Consider the following 19,575-nt stretch of genomic DNA (forward strand, 5'->3'; position numbering starts at 1 on the left):
CCCTGACCCACCTGGATCCGGCCCTGGCCGCCCGCGTGCACCGGCTCGGACAGGCCCTGGACGCGGCCGCCCCGGAGGCGGGGCCGCCGGTCCTGGTGCACGGGGACGCCTCCCCCGACCAGGTACTCCTGGAACGGGCCTCCGGGCGGATCTGGCTGACGGACTTCGACCGGGCACGGCTGGCGCCGGCCGCCGTCGACCTGGGCTCCTACCTGGCCGTAGCACCAGCCGACGCCGCCCCCGCCCTGCTGGCGGGCTACGCGCAAGCCGGTGGGCGAGTACCCGCCGAGGCGGTGCTGCGCCATGCCATCGCCCGGGCCCGGCTGGAGCGCATCCAGGACCCGCTGCGCCACGGGGACCCGCACTGGCGGCGCCGGCTGGGGGCACAGGCCGACCTCATTGAGCGGCTGCTCGCCGCCCCGGCGAGGCCTGCACGCGGGAGCGGGCCGGGTGCCGAGCGGATGCGGGAGGCGTCATGAACGACGGCAACCGGATCACCGGCGAGCGCGGCGGCCGGCTGGACGAGCCCACGCCGGCGGTGGTGACGCTGCGACGCCTGCCCGGACTGCTGCGCGCCTGGCCCGACAAGGATCGCGGCCTGGTCTTTGAGCAGCGGGATCGATCCGGCCGCCTGCGTGCCGGCCGGATCGACGCCGATGGGCATGCGTCGCTGCTGCCCCACGCCATCGACCCGGCCCTGCCCGACCTGTCCCCACGGCTGCTGGCGCCGACGGGGAGCGGGCGGCTGATGGTGCACCGGGCGGGCCGCCGCGCCGTCGTCCTGCAGCCCGACCGGGTACACAAACTCGTGCGCGCCGGGCGGGCCGCCCGCCTGGCCGATCCCCGCGGGTCCCGGCCGTTCCTGCGGGCGGGCCTGCGCACGCCGGAGGTGCTGGGCCGTTCCCCCTCCCACCTGGACCTGGAGCTGCTGCCCGGGACGTCCCTGGGCGAGCTGGGCGACACGGGCCTGGCCGGCTGGGAGCGGCTGGCGCAACTGTGGCCCGGCGTCGTGCGCCCCGAGGCGCTGCCCGAGCACACCGGAGCCGACGAGGCCGGGGTGCTGCGCGGCTGGCACCGGCGGGCCGCCCGCCTGGGGGTGCTCGACGTCACCGAGACGGGCCCGCAGGCGATCGCCGACGCCGTCGCGGCGGTATGCGCGCGGCTGGAGGTGCCCGGCGAGGCGCTGGCGGCCGCGCATCGGGACCTGCACGACGGCCAGTTGCTGTGGGACGGGACCGCCCTGTCCCTACTCGACCTGGACACCGCCGCCCTGGCGGAGCCGGCCCTGGACCTGGGCAACCTGGCGGCACACGTCGACCTCATGCGTGCCCAGGGGCGGCTGGGCGCGGCGGCGCACGCGCGGGTCGGCGCCCTCCTGGACGGGTTGGCCGACGGCCTGGCGGGTAAGCCGCGCCTGGACGCCTACTACCTGGGGGCGCGGCTGCGGCTGATCTGCGTGCATGCCTTCCGGCCGGGCGCCGAGGCGTGGCTGCCCGCCTGGACCGCCCGGACCCTGCGCCTGGTCGCCGCGGGCGGGCGGGCCTGGAGCGTGCGCGGGCAGAGTCCGGACGGGCCCGGCGCGGCCGAGACCGTAAGCGCGGGCACACCGGCTCCCGCAGCGGGCACAATAGCCACGTGAAGGTCACAGCCCCGTTCTCCCGGGCGACCATCCGCACCCGGATCATGTGGACGATCATTCTGGTGGCGGTGGCGGCGCTGGCTACCTCCGGCGCCGCCGTATGGGTGCTGGACCTGCGCTCCACCCACGCCGACGTCGATGACCGCCTGGTGCTGGCCCGCCAGGAGCTGCGCCGCCTGGCGGACGAGGGCGTCGATCCGGTCTCCGGACTGCCGCTGAGCGACCCGACCCAGGTGCTCCAGACCTACATGGCCCACTCGGTCCTGGGCTCCGGGGAGGGACAGTTGGGCATGGTGGACGGCGCCGTGCGGCTGGTGTCCGCCGAAGGTGTTGACCTGCGCCCGGAGGCGGACGCCGAGCTGGTCGCGCGCCTGACGGAGCTGGCCGAGGCCGACGTGTCCACCATCACCACCGTGGACACAAGCGCCGGTCGCTACCGCGTGCTGGTGGTGCCGCTGACCGACGGGACGACGACGGCGGCCCTGGTGCGCGCCGTCGACCTGGACGCCGCCGAGGCGGGCCTGTGGCGCACCATGCGGCTGTACGCGGCGGCGGCGCTCGTCACCGTGGCGCTGGTGGCGGCACTGGCCTGGTTGGGCATCGGCCGGCTGCTGCGCCCCATCTGGGAGCTGCGCAATGCCACCGAGTCCATCGACGAGCGCGACCTGACCACGCGGGTGCGGGTGCGCGGCCACGACGACCTGTCCGCCCTGGCGGCGGCGGTCAACCGCATGCTCGACCGGGTGCAGCGGGCGGTTGGGGCTCAGCGGGAGCTGCTCGACGACGTCGGGCATGAGCTGCGCACCCCGATCACGGTGGTGCGCGGGCACCTGGAGCTGATCGACCCCGAGGACCCCGAGGACGTGCGGCAGACCTCCGCGCTGGCACTGGACGAGTTGGATCGGATGAGCACACTCGTCGGCAACCTTCTGGAACTGGCCCGGTCCTCCCAGAGCGACTTCGTGACGCCCGAGCCCACGGATGTGGAGGCCCTGACCGGGCAGGTGTTCGACAAGGCCCGCGCCCTGGGGGAGCGCCGCTGGCGGCTGGAGGCCTGCGCGACCGGCACCGCCATGCTCGATCCGGCCCGCCTGACCCAGGCCTGGCTGCAGCTGGCGGCCAACGCGGTGAAGTACTCCGAGGAGGACTCACGCATCTGGCTCGGCTCGGCCATCCGCCCCGGCGACGTCGCAGATGCCGCGATCCCGGGAGGCGGGAGCACGGCGTCGGGAGCCTCCGGCCTCGTGGCCGCGGAGGGCCCCGAGTTGCACGTGTGGGTGCGCGACGAGGGCATCGGTATCGCGGCGGCGGACCTGGAGCGGGTGCGTCGGCGCTTCGCCCGCACCGCCCCGGCGCAGCGGCGAGCCGCCGGCTCGGGGCTGGGACTGAGCATTGTGGAGAACATCGTCGGCGCGCACGGCGGCCGGCTCGACATCGCCTCCGAGCCTGGGAGAGGATCAACGTTCACGCTGCGCATCCCCCTGAGGTCCCCTGAACAGGCACGGCCGACGCAGCAGAAGGAGACGAGTGAACCCGCATGAGCACGGTACTGATTGTGGAGGACGAGGCCCGCATCACCTCATTCCTCACCAAGGGGCTCAAGGCCGCCGGATTCGTCCCCAAGGTCGCAGACACCGGCCGGGACGCCATTGAGATGGCCTTGCTGGGCGACATCGACATCATCCTGCTGGACGTCGGCCTGCCGGACATCGACGGCTTCCAGGTGCTGGAGCAGCTGCGCGGCCAGGGGGTGACCACACCGGTCATCATGCTCACCGCCCGCGCCTCCGTGGCGGACCGGGTGGCCGGGTTGGAGGGCGGCGCCGACGACTACCTGCCCAAGCCCTTCTCCTTCGACGAGCTCGTGGCCCGCATCCGGCTGCGCCTGCGGCCGCGCGAGGCCCCGGCCGCCGATCCGGGCGTGCTGGAGCACCGGGACCTGGCGCTGGACATTCGCACCCGGCGGATGCGGGTGGAAGGGCAGTGGGTGGATCTGTCGGCCCGGGAGTTCGCGCTCGCCGAGGTGTTCATGCGCCACCCCGGGCAGGTGCTCAGCCGGGAGCAACTGCTGGCCAACGTGTGGGGACTCGACTTCGATCCCGGCTCTAACGTGGTAGACGTGTACGTGTCCTACCTGCGGGGCAAACTCGGCAAGGAACGACTGGAGACGGTCCGCGGGGTCGGTTACCGGCTGGTCTGACGGCCTGACTCGCACCGGCTCAGTCGTCGTCCCCGTTTTCGTCGTCGTCCGAATCCTTGTCGGAGTCGTCGTCTGAGTCATCGTCGGTGTCCGTGTCGGTGTCCCGGCTCGTCGTGCCACCGGAATTGTTCTGCGGGGCGACGGTCTGCGGCGGGGCCTGCTGCACCACCTGCGGGGCGTCGTCGTCAATATCGTCGGAGTCGTCGTCCGGGTGGGGCGTCATCAGCGGGCCGACGCCGCGGGCGCTCGGGGAGGTTGCGGCGGGGGTCATGGCGATGCCGGGTTCGTCGTCGAGACCGCCGGGGTGACGCAGGACCAGCAGGGCCACGCAGATCAGCAGCACGGCGGCCGCGACGGCAACACCTACCGCCAGCGCTCTGCCTCGGTCAGGGTTCACGACTGCTCCCTCCTGCTGCATACGCCCCGACGCCGGGCGACGGCGGGGCTCCGGGCCGCCGGGTCAGGGGCGCACGTGCCCCTCTCCCTCGACGACCCACTTGGTGGTGGTCAGCGCCGCCAGGCCCATGGGGCCGCGGGCGTGGAGCTTCTGGGTGGAGATGCCCAGCTCGGCACCCAGGCCCAGCTGCCCGCCGTCTGTGAAGCGGGTGGAGGCGTTAACCATGATGGCGGCCGAGTCGACCTGGCTGACGAACTGGTTCATGGCGGTCACGTCCTGCGTCAGGATCGCCTCGGTGTGTCCGGTCGAGTATGCGGTGATGTGGGCGATCGCGTCGTCAATGGTGTCGACCACGCGCACCGCCAGATCCAGGCTACCGTATTCGGTTTCCCAATCCGCCTCGGTGGCGTCCACCAGCAGCTCCGAGCGGCCCTGGGCGGAAGCCTGCTCCTCTACGCAGGCGCGGGCGGCGGCGTCGGCATGAAGAATGACACCGCGCTCCCACAGGGCGTCCGCGGCCGCCGGCAGGTAGGCGGAGGCGGCGGAGCGATGGACTAGCAGCGTCTCGGCGGCATTGCACACGCCCACCCGCTGGGTCTTGGCATTGACAATGATGTCGACAGCTGCGGCGAGGTCGGCGGCGGCATCCACATACACGTGGCAGTTGCCGGAGCCGGTCTCGATCACGGGCACACTCGACTCCTCCACCACGGTGCGGATCAGGCCCGCACCGCCGCGCGGCACAAGCACGTCGATCAGGCCGCGCGCGTGCATGAGGGCGGTCGCCCCGGCGCGACCCGCCGGGTCGATGGTCGTGACCAGGTCGGCGGGCAGACCCGCCGCCGTCAAGGCTTCGCGCAGCACGGTGATGATGGCGGCGTTGGTGTCCGCGGCCGCGCTGCCGCCGCGCAGCACGACGCGTTGCCGGACTTCAGGGTCAGGGCGGCGACGTCCACGGTCACGTTGGGGCGGGCCTCGTAGATCATGCCGACCACGCCCAGGGGCACGCGCACCCGCCGCACCCGCAGCCCGTTGGGCAGGGTCTGCCCGTCGACGATCTGCCCCACCGGGTCGGGCAGGGCGGCGATCTCGCGCAGGGAGTCGGCGATGGCGGCGATGCGCTCGCCGTCCAGGGCGAGGCGGTCGATCAGTCCCGGCTTCATGCCGGCGGCGCGGGCGCGTTCGAGGTCCCGGGCGTTGGCGGCGAGGATGAAGTCGGCGCGGGCGGTCAAGGCGTCCGCCAGGGCGTGCAGGGCGGCGTCCTTGCGTTCCCGGTTCACGCCGGCCAGGGCGCGCTGGGCCTGGCGGGCGGCGCTGGCGGTGGCGGCAACCAGTGCTTCGGCGTCGTTGGCGGCAGCTGCAGGTGAAGTCGTCATAACACCCGACTCTAGTCGCCGTCGGGCCGGGTGGGTAGGCGCGATCGGACGCTCGGCATCACTCATGCGCTGGTGCAGGCAAATGTCAGAGATCGGCGGGCGGAGCGTGAGTAGGGGCAGGCCTCAGCCGCCCGCGGTGCGGGGCAGCTCGGCCAGATCGTCGCGGTGCACCACCGGGGCCACGTGGTCGCGGGGGCGGGGGCGCCGCGTCCCCGGGCGTCCAGCACCTCCTCGATCTCGGAGGAGGCGTAGCGACAGATACCGCGAGCCAGCACCCTTTGCGGACCCACGATCTCCACCACGGAGCCGGACTCGAACTCCCCGTCCACGCCGACGACGCCGGGCAGCAGCAGGGACTTCTTCCCCTCGGTGACGGCCCGAGCAGCCCCGGCGTCGACCAGCACCCGGCCCTCGGGCATGGAGGCGTGCGCCATCCACAGGCGTCGGCTGGAGCGGTGCGGCCCGGTGGGGGCGAACCAGGTGCCCAGGTCGGCGGGAATGGTGCGCCCGCCGAGCAGCCGTGGGGCGTCGTCGGCGTCGGCGATGATCGTGGCCGTGCCGGAGGCGCAGGCGATGGTGGCGGCCTGCACCTTGGTGGCCATGCCGCCGGTGCCCAGGGCGCCGGCGTCGCCGTCGACCCGTACCCCGCAAGCTCACCGGTGCCACCCACGTAGCGCACCGGGCGGGCGCCGGGCGTGCCCGGGCGGGCAGTCCACATGCCGTCTACGTCGGTGAACAGGATGAGCACGTCGGCGGTCACCAGGTGGGACACCAGGGCGGCCAGGTGGTCGTTGTCCCCCAGGTTGAACTCGGTGGTGGCCACGGCATCATTCTCATTGACTACCGGCACCGCCCCCATGGACAGCAGGGTGTCGAAGGTGGCGCGCACGGTCCGGTAGTGGCTGCGCACAGCCACGTCCTGGGCGGTCAGCAGCACCTGCGCGGTGACCGCCCCATAGGCGCTGAGCGCGGTCTGCCAGCGGGAGACCAGGCGCCCCTGGCCCACGGAGGCGGCGGCCTGCAGCAGACGCAGTTCGCCGGGGCGGGTCTCCAGCCCGAGCGGGACCAGGCCGGCGGCTACCGCTCCGGAGGAGACCAGCACGACGTCGTGCCCGCGGCGGCGCATGCCGGCCAACAGCCCGGCGAAGATGTCGATGCGGTTCAGGTCCAGTCCGCCGTCGGGGCGGGTCAGTGAGGAGGAGCCGACCTTGAGGACGACGCGCGCGCCCTCCGGCAGCGCATCGGGGCGCAGGCCGACTTCGCCGGCGCCCGCATTCTGGCGCGCGGCCCCGTCTCCGGCGCCGACGTCCCGGCCCCCGGGCTGTCCGGTGTTCATGCGTCCTCCCATTCGGCGGCGTCGGTCCACAGCCCCTCGGCGGCCTCGTCGCGCAGCTGCTGGCGGGCGGCCTCCTTGGCGTCCATCCGCTCGTGGTAGCGCTCGCGCCGCTCGGCGTTGGTGCGGCGGTGACGATCCTCCAGGCGGGCGTCGGTGCCGCGGGCGCCCAGCAGCTCCGCACCGGTGGTCATGGACGGCTCCCAGGTGAAGATGACTCCGCCCTCGACGTCGCCGATCAGCACGGTGTCCCCCGCGTGGGCGCCGGCCTTGGCCAGCTCGTCCTCGACGCCGCCGGCAGCCAGCCGGTCGGCCAGGTAGCCGACCGCCTCGTCATTGGAGAAGTCGGTCTGGCGCACCCAGCGCTCGGGCTTGTCCCCACGCACCTGGTAGACGGTGCCCTCGGCGGGGTGCTGGATGACCGCCACGGTAGCGGTCGCCTGAGCGGCGCGGCGGCCAACCGCGGCGGGACGGATGATGGGGCGCGCGGGCTCGGCGACGGCCGGGGCCTGGGCGCGGGCCTGCTGCACCAGCTCGGCCAGGGCGAAGGACAGCTGGGACAGCCCCGCGTGGGAGACGGCGGAGACGGTAAAAACAGGCAGGCCGCGGGCCTTCAGGTCCGTCTCCACCAGCTCGGCCAGGTCGGCGGCCTCGGGGACGTCGACCTTGTTGAGCACCACCACGCGCGGACGCTCCATCAGCGGCGCCAGCCCGGTACGGGCCGGGTCGGCCTCGTCGCGGCCGAGTCGGTCGGCATAGGCGGCCAGCTCGGCCTCAATGGTGTCGAAGTCGCTGAGCGGATCGCGGCCCGGCTCCAGGGTGGCGCAGTCCAGCACGTGCACCACCACGGCGCAGCGCTCAATGTGGCGCAGGAACTCCAGGCCCAGCCCTTGCCCTGGCTCGCCCCCGGGATCAGCCCGGGCACGTCCGCCATGGTGTAGCGCATCTCCCCGGCCTCCACCACCCCCAGGTTGGGAGTCAGCGTGGTGAAGGGGTAGTCGGCGATCTTGGGACGAGCGGCGCTCATGGCGGCGATCAGGGACGACTTGCCGGCGCTGGGGTAGCCGACCAGGCGACGTCGGCGACGGTCTTCAGCTCCAGGGTGACGTCACGGGCCTCGCCCGGCTCCCCCAGCAGGTGGAAGCCGGGGGCCTTGCGCTTGGGGGACGCCAGGGAGAAGTTGCCTCGGCCGCCCGGGCCGCCCTCGGCGACCACCACGCGCTCGCCGGCGGCGGTCAGGTCCGCCAGCACGCCGCCGTCGGCGTCCTTGACGACGGTGCCCAGCGGCACGGGCAGCACCAGGTCCTCGCCGTCGCGCCGCGGTGCCAGCCGCCCTGGCCGGGGGCGCCGGAGCCGGCGATGCGGTGCGGAGAGCGGTGGTAGGTCAGCAGCGTGGTCACGCGCGGGTCGGCGGTCAGAATGACGCTGCCGCCGTGGCCGCCGTCGCCGCCGTCGGGGCCGGCCAGCGGCTTGTACTTCTCACGGTGAATCGACGTGCAGCCATGGCCGCCGTCGCCGCCGGCGACGTGCAGGACCACCCGGTCGATGAAGCTGGGCATGGGCGTCTCCTCGGGCGCTGCGGGGCGGTGCCCCGGGGGCCGGCATGCGCGAGGGCGGACGGCCGAAGCCGCCCGCCCTCGCGGATACCGTCATGGTGATGGAGGCTGTGTCAGCCTTCGGATGCGACGACGTTGACGACCTTGCGGTCGCGGAAGGTACCGAAGTCAACGTTGCCGGCGGTCAGGGCGAACAGGGTGTCGTCCTTGCCGCGGCCGACGTTGTTGCCGGGGTGGAAGTGGGTGCCGCGCTGGCGGACGATGATCTCACCGGCCTTGACGAACTGGCCGCCGAAGCGCTTCACGCCGAGGCGCTGGGCGTTGGAGTCGCGGCCGTTGCGGGAGGAACCAAGACCCTTCTTGTGTGCCATGTCGGGGCTTCTTTCTGTTTCGCTGTTGCCTGAAAGGATACTGCGGCGGGGCGGCCCGCTCAGCCGATCGCGGTGACCTTGATGGCGGTGAGCTTGGCGCGGTGACCCTGGCGCTTGCGGTAGCCCGTCTTGTTCTTGAACTTGAGGATGTTGATCTTGGGGCCCTTCTCGTCGCCGACGATCTCGGCCTTGACGGAGGACTTGGCCAGGTCCGCGGCGGAAGCGGTCACCTTGTCTCCATCCACCAGCATGACGGGGGTGAGGGTTACCTCATCGCCGACCTCGCCGGCAAGCTTGTCGACAACCACGACGTCACCGACGGAGACCTTCTCCTGACGGCCGCCGGCCTTGACGATCGCGTAGACCACTTGACTGCTCATCTCTGTCGTATCTTCTAGCCGCCCGCTCCCGGGAGCGTTGCTCCACCGCTTGCGGGCGACTATTCGGGCAATGGTGCGGAAGGCACCGCCGGATTACTTTATGCGATCTGGCGGGAGACACCAACCTGTGGGCGCCCGCCGGACCTGTGTTCTTCCGCACCCCGCCACTTGGAGGGGCGCTCCGAGACGACGGCGGGGCTATCAGATGGGAGCAGCGGGCACCCGCCGCAAGAGCGGTAACGCCCGCCGCAGGTACCCGCTGCCGCCGTTTACTCCCCGGCGTCGGCCTCGGTCGGCGCGGCGGCCGCACCGCTCCCCTCGGCCTGGGCCTGCTCGTGAGCGTGCTCGGCAGCCGCCGCGATCTGCGCCAGGGCGCCGCGCACGGCCGAGCGGGCGGCGTCGTCCCGGTCCTCGTCCGCCTGAGCGGACTTTCCGCGCACACCAGAGCGACCGGACCTGCCGGAGGACTTACCCGACTTGCCCGAGCCCTTGGCGGGCTTCCCCTCGGGCTTGGCGCCGTCGTCGTCGCGGCCCCGGCGACCACGCCCGGAGCCGGCACTGCGCGCAGCGGATGCGGACATATCCACGGCCTGGTTCTCCACCGGGTGCTCGTGGACGATGAAGCCGCGCCCGCCACAGCACTCGCAGGGGGTGGAGAAGGCCTCCACCAGCCCCTGCCCGACGCGCTTGCGGGTCATCTGCACCAGCCCCAGCGAGGTGACCTCGGTGACCTGGTGGCGGGTGCGGTCGCGGCCCAGGCACTCCACCAGACGGCGCAGCACCAGGTCGCGGTTGGACTCCAGCACCATGTCCACGAAGTCGATCACCACCATGCCGCCGATGTCGCGCAGGCGCAGCTGGCGCACGATCTCTTCGGCGGCCTCGAGGTTGTTGCGGGTGATGGTCTCCTCCAGGGTGCCGTCCGCACCGCCAGTGAAGCGTCCGGTGTTGACGTCGATGACGGTCATGGCCTCGGTGCGGTCGATGATCAGCGTGCCGCCGCTGGGCAGCCAGACCTTGCGGTCGAAGCCCTTGGCGAGCTGCTCATCGATGCGGTGGGCGGCGAACACATCCTCGGGGCTGACCCAGTGTTCCAGGCGATCGGTCAGCTCGGGGCTGAGGTCGGACACGTAGGTGGAGATGGTCCTCCAGCGTCGGGCCCCTGCACGATGAGCTTGCGGAAGTCCTCGTTGAACACGTCGCGGACCACGCGCACGGCCAGCTCGGGCTCCTCCTTCAGCAGCACGGGCGCCTTGCCGGAGCCCTTGAGCACCTGGGAGGACTTCTTCTCAATGGACTCCCACTGGGCCACGAGCCGCTTGATGTCGTCGGCGAGCTGCTCCTCCCCGGCGCCCTCGGCGGCGGTGCGCACGATCACGCCGGCGTCGTCGGGGACGATCCGCTTGAGGATCTTCTTCAGCCGGTTGCGCTCGGTGTCCGGGAGCTTGCGGGAGATGCCGGTCATGGTGCCTCCGGGCACCAGCACCAGGTAGCGGCCGGCCAGGGTGATCTGGCTGGTCAGGCGCGCACCCTTGTGCCCGATGGGGTCCTTGGTGACCTGCACCAGGACGGTGTCACCGCTGGCCAGGGCGTCCTCGATGCGGCGCGGCTTGCCCTCCATGCCGGCGGCGTCCCAGTTGACCTCGCCGGCGTACAGCACGGCGTTGCGGCCCTTGCCGATGTCCACGAAGGCTGCCTCCATGGACGGCAGCACGTTCTGCACGCGGCCGACGTACACGTTGCCGACCAGCGAGGTCTGGGTGTGGCGGGCGACGTAGTGCTCCACCAGCAGCCCGTCCTCCAGGACGGCGATCTGGTTCAGGCCGTCCTGCTCGCGCACCACCATCTGCCGGTCGACGCTCTCGCGGCGGGCGAGGAACTCGGCCTCGGTGATGATGGGACGACGTCGGCCCGCGGCGCGCCCCTCCCGGCGGCGCTGGCGCTTGGCCTCCAGGCGGGTGGAGCCCTTGAGCGCGGTGATCTCGTCCCGGGCGGCGTCGGAGCGGCTGCGGGAACGACGACGGCGACGGCGCGAGCTTCCGGTGCTCTCCTCCGGCGTCTCGGCGGAGGCCTGGTCGGCCTGCACACCGTCCGCAGCATCGGCGGCCGCCTCATTGGCCTCATCGGCGTCGTCGACGGCCTCGGTCGCGGCGCCCCGGCCCTCAGCGCGGGAGCGGGCGCGCCGTCCGCGTCCACCGCGACGGCGCTTGCGGCGGCCGGTGGAGGCGTCTTTGTTGTTCTCGGTGCCCTCGGTGCTTTCTGTGTCCGTAGCGCTTTCCACATCCTCGGTCGGGACGGACTCGGCGGAGGCGGCCTCGTCGACGTCGGCGTCGCGGGCACGGCGCTTGGCGGGGGCGGCCTCCTCCACGTGCTCGGGCGTGGTGGAGGCAGCGGTCGCGCGACGACGACGCCGGCGTCCGCCACCGGCGTGGGTGTCGGTGGCGGCCTCGCCGGAGTCGGTGGCGGCGTCGGCGCCACCGGAGGCGACCGCGGTGGAATCGGCGATCGGGACGTCCTGGTCCCGGTGTGAGGCGGTTTCGGAGGTCGACTGGGCCGGCTGGGCCTGGGCGGGGGTAGTGGCGGCTACCTTCACCTTGCGGCGCCGCCGTCGGGCCAGCGCCGGATCGGGAGCCTGGAACAGCAGCGACGCGGCGGGCAGCTGCGGCTCCTCCGACTCCGGCAAATCCTCCTCCAGCACCGGTGTGGGTGCGCCCGCACCGGTCTCAGATGCGAATTCGGCCCCGGGTTCGGGCTCGGCGTCCTCGTCCTGCGCGTCGGCGGCCACGCCATCTCGGCCTCGGAGTCTTCGGCCTCGGAGTCTTCTGTGTCTTGAGTGTCTTCGACGGCCTCGGCGTCTGCAGCGTCCGTGATCTCGGCAGCGTCGGGGGCTTCCACCTCCGCAGCACCATCGGTGTCATCGGCGGCCTCGGCGGCCGCGGTGTCGGTGTCCTCGGGCGTTTCCGCGGATGCAGCGCTCTTACCGGCTTCGACGCCCTCGAGCTGTGCGGACGCCGCTTGCGCCTCGGCGTCTGCGGCGTCGGCACTCATGCTTGGTGCGTCGGGAGCTGTCTCCGGCGTAGTCACGGCAGCGGTGACTCGGCGGTGCCGGCGGGCGGGGCGCTTGGGGGCGGTTGTCTCGGGAGTCTCCTCGGAGCCCTGAGTCTGGGAGTCGCGTGAGCGCGATGACGAAGGGGACATGGGTCTATCTGCACTTTCGGGCGCTACAGCTCCGCCGTACCCGCGGCGCCGTGGCGCGGTCGCGCTCCCCTGACGGGGAGCTAAAAGCCTACGTGTGCGCCTTGCGGCGCCGGCCTGCGGCGGAACTCGCACATTGCGGAAGTGCGGCGGCGCTCTGAGCGGCGCAATTCTTCCGGGCGGTCTCGGCCGAGGGTCGGACACCGACTGCCGGTACGGGACGGCCGGTGCCAGCAGGAGTATCCCACAGCTGTAAGCCGACCGGGTGGCGGTCGCGCTGGCGGCACCGTCCTCTCGCCCACGGCGGACAGGACGACGGGGCGCAGCGCCCCCGGATTGGACCTCGAAAGTCTGTTTGGACCCCTGTTCCCTGTTTGGACCGCTATCCCCTGTTTGGACCCCTGTTCCCTGTTTGGACCGCCGTTGTGTGCAACTGGGGCGGTCCAAACCGACGTAAGCGGTCCAAACCGACGCAGGCGGTCCAAACCGACGCGGGCGGTCCAAACCGAAGTGGGCGGCGGGCCGGCCACCGGCCGCGCCGACCGCCCCTGCGCACAGCCGCGTAACGAGTCGTGTTTTTTCGCGACACGCTGTCAACCACCGCCTATACTTGGCCTATCTACTGGGCGACCCCAGTAAGGTTCTTCTTATATTTCCCATGGTCCTCGCGAAAGGCGGCGCAGATGAGCCTCGCCCCCATGGCGCTCGACTCCCTCGACGTGGCTCGATGGCAGTTCGGCATCACCACCGTCTACCACTTCATACTGGTGCCGCTAACCATCGGCCTGTCTCCGCTGGTGGCGCTCATGGAGACGCTCCACCTGCGTACCGGCAACGAGCAGTGGCGAGTCGCCACCCGGTTCTTCGGCAACCTCCTGCTGATCAACTTCGCGCTCGGCGTGGCCACGGGCATCGTTCAGGAGTTCCAGTTCGGCATGAACTGGTCGGAGTACTCTCGGTTCGTCGGCAACATCTTCGGCGCGCCCCTGGCCTTCGAAGCCTGTTGGCCTTCTTCATGGAGTCCACCTTCCTGGGCCTGTGGATCTTCGGCCGCGACCGCCTGTCCCCCAAGTTGCACAACCTGTGCATTTGGATGGTCGCCCTGGGCACCAACCTGTCCGCCTTCTTCATCCTCGCCGCCAACTCCTGGATGCAGCACCCGGTGGGCGCCATCGTGAACCCGGACACCGGCCGGGCGGAACTGGACGGCATCGGCGGGTTCTTCGAGGTGCTGGGCAACAAGATCCTGTGGGTCACCGTGGCGCACGTGCTGGCCTCGGCCTTCCTCGTGGCCGGCACGCTCATCCTGGGGGTGTCCGCGTGGTGGATGATCAAGGCCACGCGCGCCGGGCAGGACTTCGAGGCGCGGCAGCTGTGGCGCCGCATGACGCGCTTCGGCGCGGTCACCATGGTCATCGCCGGCGTCCTCACCGCCGGCTCCGGTCACATCCAGGGGCAGCTGGTCGCCGAGGAGCAGCCCGCCAAGATGGCGGCCGCCGAGATGCTGTGCGAGACCGAGTCCGGCGCAGGCTTCACCGTGGCCGCCTTCGGCTCCTGCGCCGACGGCACCGCCACCCACCTGATCACCGTCCCCTACGTGTACTCCTTCATGGCCACCAACGATCCCAACGCCGAGATCATGGGCCTGAACGACGCCCAGGAGATGTACGCCGAACGCTACGGCGACGGCGTGGACTACACCCCCAACGAGATGGTCACCTTCTGGTCCTTCCGCCTGATGATCGGCCTGGGCATGCTCGCCATCGCCATCGGCGCCGTCGCCCTGTGGCTGACGCGTCGCGGCCGCTTGGTCGACTCCCCGCGGTTGGGCAAGATCGCCCTGTGGAGCATGTGGCTGCCCTTCGTGGCCTGCTCCTTCGGCTGGATCATGACCGAGATCGGTCGCCAGCCTGGGTGGTGGTACCCAACCTCGCCGACCCCGTCTCCCAGGTCTACATGCTCACCGCCGACGGCGTCTCCCCCACCGTCGCCTCCGGCACCGTGCTGGCGTCGCTGATCGGCTTCACGCTGCTGTACGCCGCCCTCGGCGTCGTGTGGTTCCTGCTGCTGCGCCGCTACGTCCGCGAGGGCGTGCGCACCCAGGTGGCCGACGTCGTCGTCGACGACGCTGCCCGGCACCCGGGCGACGATGACGCCGAAGCGCTGCTGTCCTTCCAGTACTAGCCGCCGCACCACCCGATGCTCACCGAAGTAGCCGCCCAAGCCCGCGCCCGCCGACGCCGCCATTGACCAACACCCAATCCGACTAGCCCGTGGAGCCCGCCGTGACACTCTCCGTCCTCTGGTTCATCCTCATTGCGATCCTCTGGGTCGGCTACCTGACCCTGGAGGGCTTCGACTTCGGCGTGGGCATGCTGCTGAAGATCCTCGGCCGTGACGAGCGCGAGCGGCGTGCATGGTGCACACCATCGGTCCCCACTGGGACGGCAACGAGGTGTGGCTGCTGACCGCCGGCGGCGCCACCTTCGCCGCCTTCCCCGAGTGGTACGGCACCCTGTTCTCCGGCGCCTACCTGGTGCTATTCCTCATCCTGCTGTGCCTGATCGTGCGCGTGTGCGCCATCGAGTGGCGCGGCCGGATCAACGACCAGACCTGGCGCGACCGGTGGGACTGGGCGCACACCGTCGCCGCCTGGTTGCCCTCGATCCTGTGGGGTGCGGCCTTCGCGAACATGGTGCAGGGCATGGAGATCGAGGTGGTCGACACCGCCAGCGGCGCGCCCGTGCCGCCCACCGAAGTGCCTGCCGACGCGCTGATCGCCGGCGCTCCCACCTGCTCACCGGTGGTTTCTTCAGCCTGCTTACGCCCTTCACCCTGCTGGGTGGCGCGGCCACCTGCCTGCTGTTCCTCACGCATGGGGCCCTGTTCACCGCGCTGAAGACCGCCGGCGACCTGTCGGTGCGGGCGGGTGCCTTCGCCCGGCGTTGCGGGATCGTCTCGACGGTGGTTGCCGCCGTCTGGGGCGTGTGGGCGACCGGTTACTCGGCCACCGCCTGGGCCTGGCTGCCGCTGGCAGCGGCGGCGGTGGCGCTCGTCGGCTCGCTTGCGGCCTCGTTCCGTGGTCGACAGGGCTCGCCTTCGGCCTGCACTTCGCCGGCATCGCCGGGGTCGGAGCGCTCATCTTCACCGCCATGACGCCCGACGTCATGCGTTCCTCGATCGATCCCGCCTACTCGCTGACCATCGCGCAGGCCACCTCCGCCGACGCCACGCTGGCAATCATGACCGTAGTCGCCGTCGTCTTCCTGCCGGTCGTGCTCTTCTACACGATCTGGGGGTACCGGACCTTCTCCGCGCGCATCAACGCCGAACGGATCGACCCCCACGCCGGCGGACTGCACCCCACGCGCGTACGCGACAACGCCCAGCCGGTGTCGGCCGACCACTGAGGCGCGCCCCGCACATCGACGCCCCGCTCCCGGCAAGGCGCCCCGCCCGGGGCATCCACTGACGCCCCGCCGACGGTCAGGCAGCTCGCCCGCAGCACCCGTTGACACCCCGCGGCCTTGCGAGCCTCCTCCTGGGACTCCATGAGCTCGTCATGCTCGGCGAAGTCCATAGCGTCGGCGAGCTCACCCTGGACCACGCCCGAGGACGGCCCGCCCTGGCGGAGTCCCCCAGGGGTGATTGTCATGATTCGGGACAAACGAGCCTGAACACCCACCAGGGGCGAACCTCCACCCGCATGATTCCAACGTTTCGCCCGCGGCCGCCAACGCCGCCAGGTCCGTTTGTCCCCACTGGTGACAATACCGGCCGCCGCGCAGCGAATTCCACGCCGGCGGCAAGCCGCACGCGGGCAGAGGATGCACCTCCTATACGTGTCGGCGCCCACGAATATCCTGAAGGCGCCTTCTTCGGCACCTCCTCTCGGAACACTCCATGTCCTTGGCCGGGAAGGTTAGGAGCCAGGAAGGAGGCGGGGGCCATGTCCAAACCGAAAGGCCGACATGCCAAAGTCCGCAAGGGCAAGGGAATGGCCCGGCAGCTGAGCGAACTGCTCGAATCACTCGCTCATCTGGTCCGGGCCATTGGTGTCCTTGTGGATGCCCTCAGCAGATGGTTCGGTTGAACTGCCTGCCTCGGGGAGCCATCCGGTCACCTCCGGGTGGCTCCCCACCATTATGCGACTCCGACCTCCTGACAGACAAGCAGATAACACGAAGGCGGAGCCATATGCGCGGCGGAGCGCCACCACTCCAACGCCCCACCGAGAACCCACTCCCGGGACCACGGTCCCACTCCGGCACTATGCTGTTTAGGTGAAGCCGTTGGACCCCCGACTCATGCGCTACGCAGCCGCGGCCCGGCGCTACATCGCCACCACGGCGCTCACCGGCGCGCTTACTGCGCTGCTGGTCGTCGCCCAGGCCTACCTCATCGCCCACGCCATCTCCCCGGTCATCACCGGCGCCGCCACCCCCGGCGCGGTGCGGCCCGCAATCGCGATGCTGGCCGGGGTGGTAGCGGTCCGGGCGCTAGTGCTGTACGCGCAGGAGTCACGCGCCCACCGCGCCGCCGTGGACGTCACCGTCGATCTGCGTCGCCAGGTCCTGCAGCGCGCCGCCGTCCTGGGGCCGCGCTGGCGGGCCGTCCACGGCGCCGACACCGCCACCCTGCTCACCCGCGGTCTGGATGACCTCGAGCCCTACTTCACCCGCTACCTGCCGCAGCTGCTGCTGGCCGCCACCGTCGCCCCCGCCACCGGCCTGGTCCTGCTCACCCAGGACCTGCCCTCCGCGATCGCGGTGGCCTGCACCATCCCGCTGATCCCGATCTTCATGATCCTGATCGGCCGCCTCACCCAGGCCCACTCCGAGGCCCGGCTGCGCACCATGGAACGGCTGGGCAGCCAGCTGCTGGACCTGCTGGCGGGTCTACCCACCCTCAAGGCACTGGGCCGTCAGGCCGGTCCCACCCGGCGGGTGCGCGAGCTCGGCCGCGCCTACAACGCCACCACCATGTCCACGCTGCGGGTGGCCTTCCTGTCCGGCGCGGTGTTGGAGTTCATCACCACCCTGTCGGTGGCGATCGTCGCCGTCGAGGTGGGCTTCCGGCTGCTGTACGGGCGCCTGGACCTGGCCACCGGCCTGCTGGTCATCATGATCACCCCGGAGGTCTACCAGCCGCTGCGCCAGGTCGGTTTCCAGTTCCACGCCTCCGCCAACGGGGTGGCCGCCGCCGAGGCGGTGTTCGCGGTGCTGGAACAGCCCGCGCCGACGCCGGGCGTCGTCCTCGCCCCCGACCTGCGCACGGCCCGCATCGAGTTTGCGCAGGTGTCCGTGGCCGCCCGCGGCATCTGGGCGCCCGCCGACCTCACGGCCACGATCCGCCCCGGCCGGGTGGTGGCGCTCACCGGCGCTCCGGAGTCGGTAAGACCACCGCCGCCGGCCTACTACTCGGTCTGTTGGCACCCGACCGCGGCCGGGTGCGGGTGGTGGCCCCCGATGGGTCGGGTGTGGACCTGGCCGACGTCGACCCCGCCTCCTGGTGGGAGCAGATCGCCTGGGTGCCGCAGCGCCCCGTGATCGTGGCCGGCACGCTGCTGGAGAACGTCCTCGGCCCCGCCGCTGCCGCCTACGGTCCGGCCCAGGCGGGTGCGGCTGCCCCACCCGCACGACCGGACGGTGCAGCCGGTACCACCCAGGTCCCGCCCGCCTGGCAGACGCCGCCACGGCCACCGGCTTCGACGCCGTGGTCGCCGCCCTGCCCGAGGGCTGGCACACGCGCGTGGGCCAGGGCGGCGTAGGCCTGTCGGTCGGACAGCGCCAGCGCCTGGCCCTCACCCGTGCCCTGGTCACCAACGCCCCGCTGGTGCTGCTGGACGAACCCACCGCCCACCTGGACGCGGCCAGTCAGGCGCGGGTACTGAACACCGTGAACGCCCTGCGCGCGGCCGGCCGCACCGTCGTGGTGATCGCCCACCGGGCGGCGCTGGTGGCCCTGGCCGACGACGTCGTCGCAGTGACCTCCCGGCCCGTCCCCGGAGCGGATCCGAGCGGAGCCGTCGCCCCCGCGGCAAACTCCGCCGCCGCCACGGGCGCACTCGCATTCTCCGGAGATGATCGATGAGCGCCGTCCTGACTCGCGTCGAGCGCCGCGCCCTGCGCCGCGCCGTGACCCTGCTCGACCTGAACGGCGCCCGCTTCGCCGCCTCCGCCATCGTCGGCTCCCTCGGCCTGGCCAGCGCGGTCGGCCTGTCCGCCGTGGCCGCCTGGATGATTGCCCGCGCCGCCGAGGCCACGGAGGTGGCGGCGCTCGGTGTGGCGCCGGTGGCGGTGCGCCTATTCGGCATCTCCCGGTCCGTGCTGCGCTACTGCGAGCGCCTGCTGTCTCACGACACCGCGCTGCGCGGCATGAGCTCTCTGCGCACCCGCCTGTACGAGATCCTGGCCGCCGCCCGCACCGACACGGTCGCCGGGCTGCGCCGCGGGGACGTATTGGCACGGGTGGGGGCCGATGTGGACGCGGTCGGAGACCTGGTGGTGCGCTCGCTGCTGCCGATTGCGGTGGCCGCCGTGCTGGGGACGGCCACCAGCCTGGGCTTGGCCCTGGTATATCCCCCGGCCGGCGCGATCCTGGCCGTGTGTCTCCTGCTCTCGGGTGTGGCCGGACCACTGGTGACCATCCGCTCGGCCCGCGCCGCCGAGCTGGCGCGCCAGGAGCAGGCCACCGACCTGTCGGCCGCCGTCGTGAACCTGCTCAATGACGCGGACGAGCTGCGCGTGTCCGGCCGCATGCCCCGCACCATGAGCGACCTCGCCGGCTTGGAGACGCACCTCGCCGCCACCCGCGACCGGGCGGCCCGGCCCGCCGCGCTGGCCGCCGTCATCGACACCACCGCCATGGGGCTGGCCGTGCTCGGCAACCTGCTCGTAGGCACCCAGGCCGTGGCGGACGGGCGCCTGGCGCCGGTGTGGCTGGCTGTGATTGCGCTGGTGCCGCTGAGTGCCTTCGAGGCCTCCGCCGCCCTGGGGCCTGCCTCCGTCCAGCTGGTCACCTCGGCCGGCGCGGCCGTGCGCATCATGGCCCTGCTCGACGACGCCGCCGCCTCCGCCGCCCGCGTGCCCGCGCCGCGCCCACTGCCCGCCGCAAGTGCCTCCGGGC

General features: G+C 72.0%; 11 protein-coding genes and 6 pseudogenes. 10 read left to right on the forward strand and 7 right to left on the reverse strand.

Annotated features, from left to right (window positions below):
• The 4 genes from BW737_RS14345 to BW737_RS14360 form a co-directional block, all read left to right on the forward strand.
• Positions 1–479: phosphotransferase family protein (locus tag BW737_RS14345; RefSeq protein ID WP_180272241.1), on the forward strand; the 479-nt coding region annotated here is incomplete at its 5' end.
• A complete protein-coding gene (locus BW737_RS14350; RefSeq protein ID WP_086615866.1) occupies positions 476–1,639 on the forward strand; it encodes a phosphotransferase family protein in 1,164 nt (387 codons plus the stop codon). The genes BW737_RS14345 and BW737_RS14350, both read left to right, overlap by 4 nt.
• Positions 1,640–1,683: 44 nt before the next feature.
• Complete coding sequence (locus tag BW737_RS14355; protein ID WP_086615870.1) at positions 1,684–3,180, forward strand: sensor histidine kinase; 1,497 nt, start codon at positions 1,684–1,686, stop codon at positions 3,178–3,180.
• Complete coding sequence (locus BW737_RS14360) at positions 3,177–3,839, forward strand: response regulator transcription factor (protein WP_086615867.1); 663 nt, start codon at positions 3,177–3,179, stop codon at positions 3,837–3,839. Before BW737_RS14355 ends, BW737_RS14360 begins: the two co-directional genes overlap by 4 nt.
• Before the next feature lie 19 nt (positions 3,840–3,858).
• On the opposite strand, the gene BW737_RS14365 is transcribed toward BW737_RS14360, so the two are convergent.
• The 7 genes and pseudogenes from BW737_RS14365 to BW737_RS20130 all read right to left on the reverse strand — a co-directional run bounded on the left by BW737_RS14365 (position 3,859) and on the right by BW737_RS20130 (position 12,450).
• Positions 3,859–4,236, reverse strand: coding sequence for a hypothetical protein (locus BW737_RS14365; RefSeq protein WP_143233401.1), 378 nt, complete (start codon positions 4,234–4,236; stop codon positions 3,859–3,861).
• 63 nt (positions 4,237–4,299) lie between these two features.
• Positions 4,300–5,612, reverse strand: a pseudogene (locus BW737_RS14370) (glutamate-5-semialdehyde dehydrogenase).
• A gap of 123 nt (positions 5,613–5,735) precedes the next feature.
• Positions 5,736–6,864, reverse strand: a pseudogene (gene proB / locus BW737_RS14375) (glutamate 5-kinase).
• A gap of 80 nt (positions 6,865–6,944) precedes the next feature.
• Positions 6,945–8,504, reverse strand: a pseudogene (obgE, locus tag BW737_RS20125) (GTPase ObgE).
• A 110-nt stretch (positions 8,505–8,614) separates the two neighbouring features.
• On the reverse strand, positions 8,615–8,872 hold the full coding sequence (rpmA, locus tag BW737_RS14385; RefSeq protein ID WP_073327242.1) for a 50S ribosomal protein L27: 258 nt from the start codon (positions 8,870–8,872) through the stop codon (positions 8,615–8,617).
• A 59-nt stretch (positions 8,873–8,931) separates the two neighbouring features.
• Positions 8,932–9,252: a 50S ribosomal protein L21 gene (gene rplU, locus BW737_RS14390; protein WP_086615869.1), complete on the reverse strand. Its 321-nt coding sequence runs from the start codon at positions 9,250–9,252 to the stop codon at positions 8,932–8,934.
• 269 nt (positions 9,253–9,521) lie between these two features.
• Positions 9,522–12,450 (reverse strand): annotated as a pseudogene (locus BW737_RS20130) (Rne/Rng family ribonuclease).
• Positions 12,451–13,130: 680 nt separating this feature from the next.
• Here BW737_RS20130 and BW737_RS14400 point away from each other — a divergent pair.
• The 6 genes and pseudogenes from BW737_RS14400 to BW737_RS14415 form a co-directional block, all read left to right on the forward strand.
• Positions 13,131–14,631 (forward strand): annotated as a pseudogene (locus BW737_RS14400) (cytochrome ubiquinol oxidase subunit I).
• A gap of 101 nt (positions 14,632–14,732) precedes the next feature.
• A pseudogene (cydB, locus tag BW737_RS14405) lies at positions 14,733–15,857 on the forward strand (cytochrome d ubiquinol oxidase subunit II).
• A gap of 539 nt (positions 15,858–16,396) precedes the next feature.
• On the forward strand, positions 16,397–16,540 hold the full coding sequence (locus BW737_RS16360; RefSeq protein ID WP_180272242.1) for a hypothetical protein: 144 nt from the start codon (positions 16,397–16,399) through the stop codon (positions 16,538–16,540).
• A gap of 214 nt (positions 16,541–16,754) precedes the next feature.
• Positions 16,755–17,996 (forward strand): ABC transporter ATP-binding protein/permease, encoded by a 1,242-nt coding sequence (locus tag BW737_RS14410; protein ID WP_338063945.1) that lies wholly within the window; start codon positions 16,755–16,757, stop codon positions 17,994–17,996.
• Between the two features lie 166 nt (positions 17,997–18,162).
• Positions 18,163–18,540, forward strand: coding sequence for an ATP-binding cassette domain-containing protein (locus BW737_RS19625; protein ID WP_338063946.1), 378 nt, complete (start codon positions 18,163–18,165; stop codon positions 18,538–18,540).
• A partial coding sequence (locus tag BW737_RS14415; protein WP_476723629.1) for an ABC transporter domain-containing protein occupies positions 18,537–19,575 on the forward strand: 1,039 nt, incomplete at its 3' end. The genes BW737_RS19625 and BW737_RS14415, both read left to right, overlap by 4 nt.

Origin of the sequence: Actinomyces ruminis (genome assembly GCF_002154335.2) — a bacterium.
Lineage (GTDB): Bacteria > Actinomycetota > Actinomycetes > Actinomycetales > Actinomycetaceae > Actinomyces > Actinomyces ruminis.